Source organism: Curtobacterium sp. MMLR14_006, from assembly GCF_001864985.1.
Classification (GTDB): Bacteria; Actinomycetota; Actinomycetes; order Actinomycetales; family Microbacteriaceae; genus Curtobacterium.
Map to the genome: position 1 here is coordinate 461,367 of NZ_MJGU01000023.1, position 13,262 is coordinate 474,628.

The 13,262-nt window shown below is 71.5% G+C and carries 15 protein-coding genes; 9 read left to right on the forward strand and 6 right to left on the reverse strand.

Going from position 1 to position 13,262, the window contains the following annotated elements; translation table 11 throughout:
- Positions 1–4: 4 nt before the first annotated feature.
- Genes BIU94_RS14010 through BIU94_RS14020 form a run of 3 tightly spaced genes read right to left on the reverse strand, consistent with a single transcriptional unit; the run spans position 5 to position 2,458 of the window.
- On the reverse strand, positions 5–562 hold the full coding sequence (locus BIU94_RS14010; protein ID WP_071261376.1) for a GNAT family N-acetyltransferase: 558 nt from the start codon (positions 560–562) through the stop codon (positions 5–7).
- A gap of 2 nt (positions 563–564) precedes the next feature.
- Positions 565–1,575 carry a tryptophan--tRNA ligase gene (gene trpS / locus BIU94_RS14015; protein WP_071261379.1) on the reverse strand — a complete coding sequence of 337 codons (1,011 nt, stop codon included), beginning with the start codon at positions 1,573–1,575 and terminating at the stop codon, positions 565–567.
- A gap of 40 nt (positions 1,576–1,615) precedes the next feature.
- Positions 1,616–2,458 carry an exodeoxyribonuclease III gene (locus BIU94_RS14020; RefSeq protein WP_071261381.1) on the reverse strand — a complete coding sequence of 281 codons (843 nt, stop codon included), beginning with the start codon at positions 2,456–2,458 and terminating at the stop codon, positions 1,616–1,618.
- A 52-nt stretch (positions 2,459–2,510) separates the two neighbouring features.
- On the opposite strand from BIU94_RS14020, the gene BIU94_RS14025 reads away from it, so the two are divergent.
- On the forward strand, positions 2,511–2,843 hold the full coding sequence (locus tag BIU94_RS14025) for a hypothetical protein (protein WP_071261386.1): 333 nt from the start codon (positions 2,511–2,513) through the stop codon (positions 2,841–2,843).
- A gap of 92 nt (positions 2,844–2,935) precedes the next feature.
- Here BIU94_RS14025 and BIU94_RS14030 read toward each other — a convergent pair whose 3' ends face one another.
- Complete coding sequence (locus BIU94_RS14030) at positions 2,936–3,208, reverse strand: HPr family phosphocarrier protein (RefSeq protein ID WP_071261388.1); 273 nt, start codon at positions 3,206–3,208, stop codon at positions 2,936–2,938.
- A 77-nt stretch (positions 3,209–3,285) separates the two neighbouring features.
- The gene (locus BIU94_RS14035) at positions 3,286–4,056 is read right to left on the reverse strand and encodes a DeoR/GlpR family DNA-binding transcription regulator (RefSeq protein ID WP_071261418.1); all 771 of its coding nucleotides are present in this window, start codon (positions 4,054–4,056) and stop codon (positions 3,286–3,288) included.
- 255 nt (positions 4,057–4,311) lie between these two features.
- On the opposite strand from BIU94_RS14035, the gene ptsP reads away from it, so the two are divergent.
- From ptsP to BIU94_RS14075, 8 genes are all read left to right on the forward strand, one after another.
- Positions 4,312–5,967 (forward strand): phosphoenolpyruvate--protein phosphotransferase, encoded by a 1,656-nt coding sequence (ptsP, locus tag BIU94_RS14040; RefSeq protein WP_071261420.1) that lies wholly within the window; start codon positions 4,312–4,314, stop codon positions 5,965–5,967.
- Between the two features lie 62 nt (positions 5,968–6,029).
- Positions 6,030–7,574, forward strand: coding sequence for a PTS mannitol transporter subunit IICB (locus BIU94_RS14045; RefSeq protein WP_071261423.1), 1,545 nt, complete (start codon positions 6,030–6,032; stop codon positions 7,572–7,574).
- A 91-nt stretch (positions 7,575–7,665) separates the two neighbouring features.
- Positions 7,666–8,103, forward strand: a complete 438-nt coding sequence (locus tag BIU94_RS14050) for a PTS sugar transporter subunit IIA (RefSeq protein WP_071261425.1) — start codon at positions 7,666–7,668, stop codon at positions 8,101–8,103.
- Positions 8,100–9,257 carry a mannitol-1-phosphate 5-dehydrogenase gene (locus BIU94_RS14055; protein WP_071261428.1) on the forward strand — a complete coding sequence of 386 codons (1,158 nt, stop codon included), beginning with the start codon at positions 8,100–8,102 and terminating at the stop codon, positions 9,255–9,257. Before BIU94_RS14050 ends, BIU94_RS14055 begins: the two co-directional genes overlap by 4 nt.
- 148 nt (positions 9,258–9,405) lie before the next feature.
- Positions 9,406–10,350, forward strand: a complete 945-nt coding sequence (locus BIU94_RS14060; RefSeq protein WP_071261431.1) for an NADP-dependent oxidoreductase — start codon at positions 9,406–9,408, stop codon at positions 10,348–10,350.
- Positions 10,351–10,417: 67 nt separating this feature from the next.
- A complete protein-coding gene (locus tag BIU94_RS18135; RefSeq protein ID WP_254783000.1) occupies positions 10,418–11,149 on the forward strand; it encodes a DUF805 domain-containing protein in 732 nt (243 codons plus the stop codon).
- 76 nt (positions 11,150–11,225) lie between these two features.
- Positions 11,226–11,789, forward strand: coding sequence for a DUF805 domain-containing protein (locus tag BIU94_RS14070; RefSeq protein WP_083404847.1), 564 nt, complete (start codon positions 11,226–11,228; stop codon positions 11,787–11,789).
- Positions 11,786–12,502, forward strand: a complete 717-nt coding sequence (locus tag BIU94_RS14075; RefSeq protein WP_083404848.1) for a DUF805 domain-containing protein — start codon at positions 11,786–11,788, stop codon at positions 12,500–12,502. Before BIU94_RS14070 ends, BIU94_RS14075 begins: the two co-directional genes overlap by 4 nt.
- 74 nt (positions 12,503–12,576) lie before the next feature.
- Here the strand turns inward: BIU94_RS14075 and BIU94_RS14080 are convergent, their stop codons facing one another.
- Positions 12,577–13,221 (reverse strand): TNT domain-containing protein, encoded by a 645-nt coding sequence (locus BIU94_RS14080; protein ID WP_071261435.1) that lies wholly within the window; start codon positions 13,219–13,221, stop codon positions 12,577–12,579.
- Positions 13,222–13,262: the final 41 nt, after the last annotated feature.

Here is a 13,262-nt window from a genome sequence, read left to right on the forward strand (position 1 = left end):
CACCTCAGGCGGGTGTCGGCCACGGCAGGGCCGACGCGGCAGCGCCGTCTGCGCGACGCAGGCCCGTCCACGCGGGCGTCGGCCCGCCGTCGCGGCCGGGCACGCGGGCCTCGCCGGTGCCCGTGTACGAGAAGCCCGCGCGGCGCGCGACCGACGCCGACGCGGTGTTGCCCGCGTAGCACTCCCAGTAGACGTCGGGGGCGCCCCGGTCGAAGGCCCAGCCGACGACGAGTTCGACCGCGTGGTGCATGAGCCCGGCGCCCCGGGCGGACGGCGCGAGCCAGAACCCGAGGTCGCGGCCGGCGGTGCGGTACGAGATGATCCCGTCGAGCCAGGTCGACCCCGGCCGGCGGATCGCCCAGGTGTACTCGCGGTCCGACGCCCAGCCCGGGCCGACGAGCGCGTCGACGAACGTGCGGGCGTCCTGGTCGCGGTACGGCGTCGGGATCGTCGTCCACCGGATGACGTCCGGGTCCTGGCACGCCGCGGTGATCGCCGCCGTGTCCGCGCGGGTCGGGACGTCGAGCCGGACCCGCGCGGACTCGAGCGTGACGGGTTGCACGGTCAGCCGCGGGTGCGGGGGACGAACCCGATGCGGTCGTACACCCGTGCCAGGGTGTCCTGCGCGATGGCCTCGGCGCGGTCGGCGCCGACGGCGAGCAGGCGGTCGAGCTCCGCCGGGTCGTCGAGCAGCTCGAGGGTGCGGGCACGGACCGGCTCGAGCTCGGCCACGACGGCGTCGGCGACCTCGCCCTTCAGGTCGCCGTAGCCCTTGCCGGCGAACGACGCCTCGAGCGAGGCGATCGAGGACCCCGTGAACGCCGACAGGATCGACAGCAGGTTCGTGATCCCCGGCTTCGCCTGACGGTCGGCGCGGATCTCGCGCTCGGTGTCGGTCACCGCGGAGCGGATCTTCTTCGCGGTGCGCTTCGGGTCGTCGAGCAGCCGGATGAGGCCGTTGTCCGACGCCGCGGACTTGCTCATCTTGCTCGTCGGGTCCTGCAGGTCGTAGATCCGGGCGGTCTCCGTGAGGATCCGGGCCTCGGGCACCACGAACGTGTCGCCGAACCGCGAGTTGAAGCGCCCGGCGAGGTCGCGGGTGAGCTCGACGTGCTGCCGCTGGTCGTCGCCGACCGGCACGACCTTCGTGTCGTACAGCAGGATGTCGGCGGCCATCAGGATCGGGTAGGTGAAGAGCCCGACCGAGGCGGCCTCGGCGCCCTGCCGCGCGGACTTGTCCTTGAACTGGGTCATCCGGCTCGCCTCGCCGAAGCCGGTCAGGGTGTTGAGCACCCAGGCGAGTTCGGCGTGCGCGGGCACGTGCGACTGCACGAACAGGGTCGCCTTCGTCGGGTCGATGCCCGAGGCGATGTACTGCGCGGCCGTCGCACGGGTGTTCGCCCGGAGCTCGGCCGGGTCCTGCGGGGAGGTGATGGCGTGCATGTCGACGACGCAGTAGATGGCGTCGTGGTCGTCGAGCAGCGTCCGCCACTGCATGAGCGCCCCGACGTAGTTGCCGAGGTGCAGCGAGCCGGCGGACGGCTGGATGCCCGAGAAGATGCGGGTGGTGGTCATGGTGGTGGTCCTGTGCGTGAGGTGGGGCGAGGAGCGGGGGTCAGAGTTCGTAGTCGACGACCACGGGGGCGTGGTCGGACCATCGCTGGTCGTACGCCGCGGCGCGGTCGACCGTGTACTCCGTCACCTTCGCGGCGAGGTCGGGCGTGGCCACCTGGTAGTCGATGCGCCAGCCGGTGTCGTTGTCGAAGGCCTGGCCGCGCCAGGACCACCACGTGTACGGCCCGTCGACGTCGCCGGCCTGGGCGCGGCCGACGTCGACCCACCCGAGACCGGGGCCGGTGGAACCGTCGGCCCCCTCGACCTCGGCGCCCTGCTCGCCGAAGAACCGCGAGAAGTAGGCACGCTCACGGGGCAGGAAGCCCGCGCGCTTGACGTTGCCCTTCCAGTTCTTGATGTCCCGCTGGTCGTGCCCGACGTTCAGGTCGCCGACGACGACGGCGAGCGGGTTGTGCTCGCGGAGCGCGGGGAGCCGCTCCGTCATCGCGTCGAGGAACTTCCACTTCTCGTCCTGCTTGGGGGTGTCGGCCTCGCCGGAGTGCACGTACGTGGACACGACGGTCACCGTGGTGCCGCCGATCTCGTAGTCGGCCTCGAGCCAGCGGCCCGCCGAGTCGAAGTCGTCCGGGCCGAGCGCCACGCGGTGCACGTGCGCACCGTGCCGCGATGCGATCGCCACACCGGCACGGCCCTTCGCGGTCGCGGGGTCGTGCACGATGTCCCACTCGTCGCCGAGCAGCGCGGCGAGGTCGTCGCTCGAGGCGCGGACCTCCTGCAGGGCCAGCACGTCGACGTCACGTGTCGCGAGCCAGTCGCCCATGCCCTTGCGGAAGGCGGCGCGGACGCCGTTCACGTTGACGGATGCGAGGCGCAGGCGGGTCATGCACAACACCCTATCGGCGGCTGCGGACACCCCTCGGTCGTACGATCGGACCGTGACCGTCGTGATGACCGTCGGCGAGCTGCTCGCCGCGTTCCGGCCCGTGGCCGAGCAGATGCTCCGTCCGGACGAGTTCCGCTCCGCCCGCTTCTGGGTGGGTCCGCACGGCGACTGGGAACTCGACCAGGAGCAGGACGACGTCGTCGACGGCTCAATGTCCGTCGTCTGGACGATCGTGGGCGAGACCCAGGGGTCGAGGAGCCTCCCGGACGACGTCGACGACCTGGCCGGGCTCCTCCACGACCTGGCCGACGACCTGCAGGACTTCATCGCCGAGAGCTCGTTCGGCTGGGGTGAGCTGCGTCCGATCCCGTCCCTGGGGCAGTAGGAGCGACCAGGAGGCGGACGGGAGGCCCGTGGCTGCGCAGCCACGGGCCTCCCGTACGTCAGGTGGTCGCGTCCGGGACGCGACCTGTGCGGTCAGGCCGCGTCGTGGTCCGTCCCGAGGAACTCGACCAGGCTGTCCGCCGTCGTCTCGGCGTCGTCGCCGGTCACCGTGAGGGTGACCTCGTCGCCGTGCTCGATGCCGAGCCCGAGCAGGGCGAGGATGCTGCCGGCGTTGCCGGACTTGTCGCCCTTGGCGATCGTGACCTGGTGGCCCGACGCCGTCACGGTCTGGACGAAGAGGGAGGCGGGTCGGGCGTGCAGGCCGGACGCGCTGGCGACGGTGACGGTGCGGGTGGCTTCGGACATCGATGTACTCCTGTCGACGGGTGGAGCGCTCATGCTAGCGAGCGCGGGGTGGACGGTTCCGGGACGTGGCCGGCGGGTCAGTCGCGGCCGGGCCAGAAGACCTCGGTGCCGGCGGCCTCGACCTCGCGGACGAGGTCGGCGTTGACGGCGGGGTCCGTGATGATCGTGTCGATCGCGGCGAGGGGGGCGACGCGGCCGAACTCCTCGCGGCCGAACTTGGTGTGGTCCGCGAGCAGGATGCTCCGTCGGGCGGACTTGATCATCGCGGACTTCACCGCGGCCTCGGCCATGTTGTGCGTCGTCAGGCCGCGCTCCGGCGTGATGCCGTTGATGCTGACGAAGGCCACGTCGACGCTGACCATGCCGATGAGCTGGTGCGTCCACGTGCCGACGCCGGCGAGCGAGTCGCTGCGGATGTTGCCGCCGAGCAGGTGCAGGTCGATGCCGGGGCGGCCGGCGACCGCCATCGCGACGGGCAGCGAGTGCGTCACGACCGTCAGCCCGCGGTCGGTGGGGAGCATCTCCGCGAGGCAGATGGTCGAGGTGCCGGCGTCGATCATGACCGAGCCGTTCTCCGGCAGCTCCTCGAGCGCGGCCTCGGCGATGACCATCTTCTCGGCCTGGTTGATGCCGCCGCGGTCGCCGACGCCGGGGTGCAGGGTGATGCGCTCGACCGGGATCGCGCCGCCGTGCGCGCGCCGGACCAGGCCGCGCCGCTCGAGCGAGGTGAGGTCGCGGCGGATCGTCTCGGGGGTGACCTCGAGGGACTCGGCGAGGTCCTTCACGTCGACCCGGCCGTGCGTGCGCGCCTGGTCGACGATGCGCTGGTGGCGCTCTGGTGCGTACATCGGGCCTCGTCGTCTCCGGGTCGGAACAGAACGGACATGTCCGGGCACATCCACGCCGGACTCGGCGCAGAGCGCGTGGCCGGCAGACGCAAACGGGCATCTGTTTCTGCATTTTTATCCCCGGATGTGTTTGTTTGTCAACGCGGATCGGGGTAGGGTGCTGCACGAGCCGCACGGGCGTGGTCCGCCTGCCGTGCCGCTGTGCACCGAACGAACCACCCCACCGCAAGCGCGCGTGAGATGAAGGAGTCTCGAATGTCCGAACTGCTCGGCACCGGCGTCGGCCGTGGCGTCGCCCACGGCCCCGTGCTCCGCATGGCGGACCCCCTCGGCGAACCGTCGAAGGACGCGCTGACCGGTTCGGCGGACGACGCGAAGCAGGCCGTGCACGACGCGCTGGCCGCCGTGGCCGAGGACCTCAACAAGCGCGGACAGCTCGCCGGCGGCGACGCCCAGGCCGTGCTCGAGGCGCAGGCGCTCATGGCGCAGGACCCGACGCTCCTCGACGACGTGCACACCCGCATCGACGGCGGCACGAACGCCGAGCGCGCCGTGTACGAGGCGTTCGCGCAGTTCCGCGACCTGCTCGTCGGCATGGGCGGCTACATGGGGGAGCGCGCCGCCGACCTCGACGATGTCGCGCAGCGCATCATCGCCAAGCTCCGCGGCGTGCACGCGCCGGGCGTCCCCGAGTCGGACACCCCCTTCGTGCTCGTGGCCCGTGACCTCGCCCCGGCGGACACGGCCCTGCTCGACCTCGACAAGGTGCTCGCGCTCGTCACCCGTGACGGCGGCCCGACCTCGCACACGGCGATCCTCGCCCGTGCCAAGGGCATCACGGCCATCGTCGGCGTGACCGGCGCCGACGACCTGGCCGACGGCGTCCACGTCGTCGTCGACGCGGTCGACGGCACCGTCGTCACCGACCCCTCCGAGGCCCTCGTCGCCGAGGTCGACCAGCGCATCGCGGACCGGCTCGCCGCCGCGGCCGCACCGCTCACCGCCGGTGCCCTCGCCGACGGCCACGTCGTCCCGCTGCTCGCGAACCTCGGCAGCCCCGCCGACGCCGCCGGCGCCGTTGCTCTCGGTGCGGAGGGCGTGGGGCTCTTCCGCACCGAGTTCCTCTTCCTCGACTCGCCCAAGGCGCCCACCGTCGAGGAGCAGAAGGAGTCCTACAAGCAGCTCCTCGCCGCGTTCCCCGGCAAGAAGGTCGTCGTCCGGGCGCTCGACGCCGGCGCCGACAAGCCGCTGCCCTTCCTCACCGACAAGGACGAGGAGAACCCGGCGCTCGGTCGTCGTGGCCTCCGCGCCCTGCGGAACCACCCCGAGGTGCTGCGCGACCAGCTCACCGCCCTCGCCCAGGCCGACGCCGAGACCGAGGCCGACCTCTGGGTCATGGCGCCGATGGTCGCCGACGCCGAGGAGACCGAGTACTTCGTCGACCTCGCCCGCGAACTCGGCATCCGCACCGCCGGTGTGATGGCCGAGGTCCCCTCGCTCGCGCTGATGGCCGACCAGGTGTTCCAGAACGCCGACTTCGTGTCGATCGGCACGAACGACCTGACCCAGTACACGATGGCCGCCGACCGCATGCTCGGCACCGTCGCGTCCTACCAGGACCCGTGGCACCCCGCTGTCCTGCGCCTCGTCGCGCAGCTCGGCGCCGCCGGGGCCGCCGCGGGCAAGGCCGTCGGGATCTGCGGCGAGGCCGCAGCCGACCCGCTGCTCGCCGTGGTGCTCGTCGGCCTCGGTGCCACCACCCTCTCCATGACCCCCGCGGCCCTGGCCGACGTGCGCGCCGAACTCGGCACCCACACGCTCGAACAGGCCCGCGAGATGGCGACGGCAGCACTCGCCGCGAGCACGGCGGCGGCCGCGAAGTCCGCCGCGGCCGCGGCGCACGCCGCCTGAGCCGCCCCAGCACCACCCCACCTCCCACTGCAGCAGCACCACCACACAGAAAGTCACCGCACATGACAACGTCGTCCGTTGCAGCGCCCGACGCCCCCGCGAAGTCGCGGGGCGGCGCACGCGTCGCCGTTCAGAAGTTCGGCACGTTCCTCTCCGGCATGGTCATGCCCAACATCGCGATCTTCATCGCGTGGGGCATCATCACCGCCTTCTTCATCCCGGACGGCTGGACGCCGGTCGCCGCCCTCGGTGGCTCCCGTGACGGCAGCGTCGTGGGTGTCGTCGGCCCGATCCTGACGTACCTCATCCCGCTCGCCATCGCGATCCAGGGTGGCCGCATGGTGTACGACACCCGCGGTGCGGTGGTCGGCTCGATCTTCGCGATGGGCGTCATCCTCGGCTCCGGCACGACGATGATCCTCGGCGCGATGATCTGTGGCCCGCTCGGCGCGTACCTCGTGAAGCAGATGGACCGCCTCTGGGACGGCAAGATCAAGCCGGGCTTCGAGATGCTCGTGAACAACTACTCCGCGGGCATCCTCGGGTTCGGGTTGTTCCTGGCCGGGTTCTTCTGGCTCTCGAAGGTCTTCACCGCCATCGCCGACGCGCTCGGTGTCGCCGTGGAGTTCCTCATCACGCACTCGCTGCTGCCGCTCGCCAGCGTCTTCATCGAGCCGGCGAAGGTCTTCTTCCTCAACAACGCCATCAACCACGGCGTGCTCGACCAGCTCGGTGTCGACCAGGTCAAGGAGTCGGGCAAGTCGATCCTGTTCCTGCTCGAGGCCAACCCCGGCCCGGGTCTCGGCATCCTGCTCGCCTTCACGTTCTTCGGCATGGGCATCGCGCGGTCGACCGCTCCCGGCGCGATCATCATCCAGTTCTTCGGTGGCATCCACGAGATCTACTTCCCGTACGTGCTGCAGAAGCCGGTCCTGTTCGTCGCCGTCATCCTCGGTGGTGGCACCGGCGTGCTGACCAACGTCATCTTCAACTCCGGCCTGACGGCCCCGGCCTCCCCGGGTTCGATCATCGCCGTGCTCGGCAACACCCCGCGTGACAGCTTCCTCGGCGTGATCCTGTCGGTCGTGCTCTCGGCCGCCGTGTCGTTCGCGGTCGCGTCGTTCTTCCTCATCGCCACCCGCAAGCGCGACCTCGCCTCCGGCAACGACGGTGACATGAGCGCCGCGATGGCGAAGCTCCAGGCGAACAAGGGCCGCGACGTCAACTCGGCGACCGCGGGCCTGCTCGGCAACAACTCCCCGGCCAACGAGGAAGAGGCCGAGGCCAGCCTCGGTGGCGTCGGCTCGGCGACCACCACGGCGACCCGCGTGCAGAACCTCGTGTTCGCCTGCGACGCCGGCATGGGCTCGAGCGCCATGGGCGCCAGCGTCCTGCGCAACAAGATCAAGAAGGCGGGCATCGAAGGGGTCACGGTCTCCAACAAGGCGATCGCGAACCTGTCCGGTGACGAGGACCTGATCATCACGCAGGAGGAGCTGACCGAGCGCGCCAAGCAGAAGAACCCGAACGCACAGCACGTGTCGGTCGGCAACTTCATGAACGCGCCGCAGTACGACCAGGTCGTCGAGCAGCTCAAGAACCAGTAACGCCACCACCAGTAACGAAGTGCAGTATCGGAGGGGACGGGGGCGACCCCGTCCCCTCCACCACGTCGTCGAACACCAAGGAGAACCACCGATGCCCGTCCTGCAGGAGAGCCAGATCCGGATCCACACCGAGGACACCGCGCCGACCAAGTCGGAGGCGATGAAGGAGGCGGCCGAGATCCTCGAGGCCGCGGGCGCGGTGACCGCTGACTACTACCCCGCCATGCTCGAGCGCGAGAAGAGCGTGTCCACCTACATGGGCAACTTCCTCGCGATCCCGCACGGCACGAACGACGCGAAGGACGCCATCAAGTCGTCGGCGCTGTCGTTCATCCGCTACGCCACCCCGATCGACTGGGACGGCAACCCCGTGCGCTTCGTCGTCGGCATCGCCGGCGTGAACAACGAGCACCTCGACATCCTGTCGAAGATCGCGATCGTGTTCTCCGACGAGGACGAGGTGCAGAAGCTCACCGAGGCCGGCGACACCGCCGCGATCCTGTCGATCCTCGGCGAGGTCAACGAGTGAGCACCGGGACCGCCGTCCACTTCGGCGCGGGCAACATCGGCCGCGGCTTCGTCGGCCTGCTCCTGCACGAGGCCGGCTACGAGGTCGTCTTCGCCGACGTCGCCGCACCGCTCATCGACGCCCTCGCCGCCGCCGACTCGTACACCGTGCACGAGGTGGGGGCCGGGGCGCAGGACCACGAGGTCACGAACTTCCGCGCGCTGAACAGCGCGCAGGACGAGGACGGCGTGGTCGCCGAGATCGCGGCCGCCCAGGTCGTGACCTGTGCGGTCGGCCCGAACGTCCTGAAGTTCATCGCGCCGGTCATCGCCCGGGCACTCGTCGCCCGCGACGCCGACGCGGCCCCGATCGCCGTCATGGCCTGCGAGAACGCGCTGAACGCGACCGACCGGCTGCGCGAGTTCATCGTCGCCGCCCTGCCCGAGGACGGCCGCGACGCGGCGCTCGCCAAGGCCGTCTTCGCGAACACCGCCGTCGACCGCATCGTCCCCGCGCAGCCCGAGGGCGCCGGCCTCGACGTCACCGTCGAGACGTACCACGAGTGGGCGATCGACCGCACGCCGTTCGGCGGGAACGAGCCGGAGATCCCCGGCGCGCACTACGTCGACGGCCTCGACGCCTCGATCGAGCGGAAGCTCTTCACCGTGAACACCGGGCACGCCACCGTCGCGTACCACGGGTTCGTGGCCGGGGCCGACAAGATCTCTGACGCGATCGCGATCCCGGCCGTGCGTTCCGCGCTCGAGGCCGTGCTCGCCGAGACGAGCGACCTGCTCGTCCGTCGTCACGAGCTCGACCCCGAGGTGCACCGCGCGTACGTCGAGGCGATCATCGCCCGGTTCGAGAACGTGCACCTGCCCGACACCGTCACGCGCGTCGGTCGCCAGCCGCTGCGCAAGCTGTCCCGCGACGAACGCTTCGTCTCGCCGGCCGCCGCCCTCGCCGAGGACGGCACCGAGCCGACGGCGCTGCTCGACGCGATGGGCGCCGCGCTCCGCTTCGACGTGCCGGACGACGAGCAGAGCGTCGAGCTGCGGGCCCTGCTCGCGTCGGACACGTCCGACGCGGCGGTCGTGACGCAGGTCACCGGACTCGACGAGCAGCACCCCCTGCACGCCGCGTTCGCCGAGCGGGTCCGTTCCGCGCGCGCCTGACGTCCGCAGGTCGCCGACCGGGAGGCCCGTCACCAGCTGGTGACGGGCCTCCCGTCGTGTGCGGGCTCGCGTGCAGCACCGCGCCCCGCGGGGCCGCCGGAGGTGCAGCCGTCGGCGTCCACCGGTACCCGCGAGTAGCGTCCGGCGCATGACGAAGCACTGGGTGGCCCCACGGTTCGGCGGCAGCGAGGTCCTGGAGTTCGTGGAGACCGACGTCCCCGCTCCCGGCCGTGGCGAGGTCACGATCACCGTCCGCGCGGCGGGCATGAACCCCGCGGACACGAAGCACACGCGGCAGGGCGACCCGGACGACCTGCCGATCCCCGTCGGGTACGAGGTCGCCGGCGTCATCGAAGCGCTCGGCCCGGACACGACGATCGCGTCCGGCGGGGGAGCGGTCGGCGACGAGGTCCTGGCGTTCCGGGTGAACGGCGGGTGGGCCGAGCGGATGACCGTGCCGGCTGCCGACGTGTTCGCCAAGCCGGCGACGCTCGGGTTCGCCGAGGCGGCGAACCTGCTGCTGGCGGCGACCACCGCCGCCGACATGATCCGGGTCAGCCGAGCGTCCGGCGGCGACACGGTCCTCGTGCACGGAGCCGCCGGGGCGGTCGGGGTCAGCCTGCTGCAGCAGCTCCGGCTGCTCGGCGCACGGGTCATCGGGACGGCGTCGGAGCGCAACGCCGACACCGTCGCGGACTTCGGCGGCGAGTGGATCGCCTACGGCGACGGGCTCGAGCACCGGGTGCGGGCGCTGGCGGGCGACGGCGACGGCGACCGGATCGACGTGGCGCTCGACTGCGTCGGGACGGACGAGGCCGTCGACGTGTCGCTGGCCCTGGTCGCCGACCGGTCGCGAATCGTCACCATCGCGGCCTTCGCCCGCGCAGCCGAGGCCGGGTTCCCCGCCGTCGGGGGAGCCCAGGCCGCCAGCAAGGCGTTCCGTGACTCGGTGCGACAGCGGCTGATCGACCTCGCCGGCGCGGGTGACCTCGTCGTGCCGGTGGCCCGGACCTTCCCGCTCGCCGAGGCGCGTGCAGCCGCCGAGCTGCTCGAGTCCGGGCACCCGGGCGGCAAGCTCGCACTGCTGCCGTGAACGACACGAGCGGTCCGGCGGGATGCCAGACTCTCAGGGACAGCACTCCGCCGGAAGGAACGAACCAGTGAGCGACCAGTACCCGCCCCGCGACCCGTACGGCCAGCAGCCGAACGACCACGACGCGTCCGGTCCGCAGGACCCGTACGGGCAGCAGCCGCAGCACGGCCAGCAGGACCCGTACGGCCAGCAGAGCCCGTACGGCCAGCAGAGCCCGTACGGCCAGCAGCCGCAGCACGGGCAGCAGAGCCCGTACGGCCAGCAGAGTCAGTACGGCCAGCAGAACCCGTACGGGCAGCAGGGGCAGTACGGACAGCAGGGGCAGTACGGACAGCCGTCCTCGCCGAACCCGTACGCGCAGCAGCCGGGCACGTCCGGGGAGCCGCCCCTGTGGGCGCCCTGGTACAACGCGCCCTTCGTACAGGGCTTCACGCGCTTCTGGAAGAAGTACGTGCGGTTCGACGGCCGTGCGAGCCAGAGCGAGTACTGGTACTGGGTGCTCTGGTTCGCCATCGCGTCGGTGGTGCTCGGGATCGTCGGTGGGATCATCGACGTCGTGCTGCCCGGCGACGCCGACGTGTCGAACCTGTTCGGGCGGCTGTGGGGCCTGGCCTGCGCGCTCGGATACATCGCGCTCACCGTCCGTCGCCTGCACGACGTCAACCTGAGCGGCTGGTTCGCCTTGTTCTTCGTCATCCCGCCGCTCGGCATCCTGTTCTCGCTCGTCATCGGCTGCCTCGGCACGAACCCGCAGGGGCAGCGCTTCGACCGCCCGACCGTGGCGGGGTACGGCAGCTAGGAGCTTCCGGCGCGGGTCCCCTCGGGTTCTGGTTGACTCCGACGTGAGCATCGACCAACAACCCGAGGGGGACCGCGTGAGCGACCAGTACCAACCGCAGCACCACGGCGACGGCCAGCCGAACGCACAGTTCGGCGGCACGCAGCAGTACGGCCAGCCGCCCGCCACCGGTGCGCACGGCGAACCGCCCCTGTGGGCGCCGTGGTACGGCATCTCGTTCCCGAAGGCGTTCGCGCGCTTCTTCAAGAAGTACGCGACCTTCAGCGGGCGGGCTAGCCGCAGCGAGTACTGGTGGTGGTACCTCTGGGCCGCCATCATCGGCTTCGTGCTGTCGATCGTCACGGGCATCCTCATCGGCGCCACCGGCACCACGACGACCACGTCGACGCCGGGGTACACGGGCGTCTCGACGATGAGCACGAACCCCGTCGTCGGCGTGCCGTTCTGGATCGTCGGGCTCGTCCTGCTCGTCCCCACGCTGGCGCTGATCGTCCGCCGCCTGCACGACGGCGGCTTCAGCGGCCTGTTCGCGCTGCTGCTGATCATCCCGGTCCTCGGCCCGCTCGCGGTCTTCGTGATGATGTTCCTGCCGTCGAACCCCGAGGGTGCTCGCTACGACCGACCCACTGGCAGCAAGTGAGCAACGACGGCACGCCCGGCTGGGGTCAGCCGCCCGGCGGCGGTCAGTCGGGCTCCGGGCAGCAGCCGGGTTACGGCCAGCAGCCCGGGTACGGGCAGCAGCCGGGGTACGGGCAGCAGCCGGGGTACGGGCAGCAGCCGGGGTACGGGCAGCAGCCCGGGTACGGGCAGCAGCCCGGGTACGGGCAGCAGCCCGGCTACCAGCAGCAGCCGTTCCCGCAGTACTCCCAGCAGCCGATCCCGACGGGTCCGGACGGCACTCCGCCGCTCTGGGCCCCCTGGTACGGCATCGGGTTCCTCGACGCGTTCACGCGCTTCTTCAAGAAGTACGCGCGCTTCGACGGGCGCGCCAGCCGGAGCGAGTTCTGGTACTGGATCCTCGCCAACGCCATCGTCACCTCGGTGCTCTTCGGCGGCTTCTACGTGGCGTTGTTCGCCACGATCGCGTCGCACACCGCGTTCGACGCGTACGGCCAGCCGGTCGGCTCCACGGCCCCCGACCCGTGGGTCTTCCTGCTGCTCGCGCTCTACGTCGTCTGGGTGCTCGTCACCCTCGTGCCGAGCATCGCCCTCGGCTGGCGGCGGGTGCACGACGCGGCCCTGGCCGGCCCGTTCTGGCTCATCGCGATGTTCAGCGGCGTCGCCGCCATCGTGTTCGGGGTCCTCGAGCCCAGTCCGGCCGGCGCACAGTACGACCGGCCCGACCAGGGGTAGCACGGAACGAACCGGCCCGCACCACGTCGCGCGTGGTGCGGGCCGGTTCGTCGTGATCCGGAGCGGATCCGGGTTCAGACCACCCGGAGCCGCGAGACGGCACCGTCGACGACGAGGTCGCGCACCGTCACCGACGGGTCGGCGATCTGGAAGCGCAGCGCGCCGCCGGGCTGGTCGAACCAGGGCTGCACGAAGCGGACGTTCACCAGGAACGGGCGCTCGACGAGGTACCGGTGGGTCTCCGGGTCGGCGACGACGTGCGGCGGCAGCGACCGGCTCGGCAGCGGGGTGTCGAGCGGGTGCAGCAGGTAGCCGTCGGGGCCGCCGATGCGGTCGACCGGCACCCCAGCCGGGATCTGGATCGTCAGCCCGGCGTCGCCCGCCTGGGCGACCTGCTGCGCGAGCTGCGGGTAGGTCGTCGCAGCACGGTCGCGGAGTCCGTCGAGCTCGTACCGCGGGATGTCCCGCGGCGCGGGGAACGGCCGGTTGAGGAACCGGCGGAGCATCTCCACCGCGTCCTGCTCACCGCGCGTGCGCGCGAGCCGGCGGGCGGTGCCGTAGTCGACGACCTCGAGGGCGAACTCGTCGGGCTGCGCACCGGGGACGATGCGGAGCGCCCCCTCGACCGGCGGCTCGTGCAGGGTCTCGCCGGGGAGCTGCACGTACCGGGTCGTGTACCCGAGTCGGTCGAGGATGGGGCGGGTGTCCGCGAAGGTCATGGACCGGAGCCTATCGGTGGGGTGTCGGGCGAGCCTTGGAC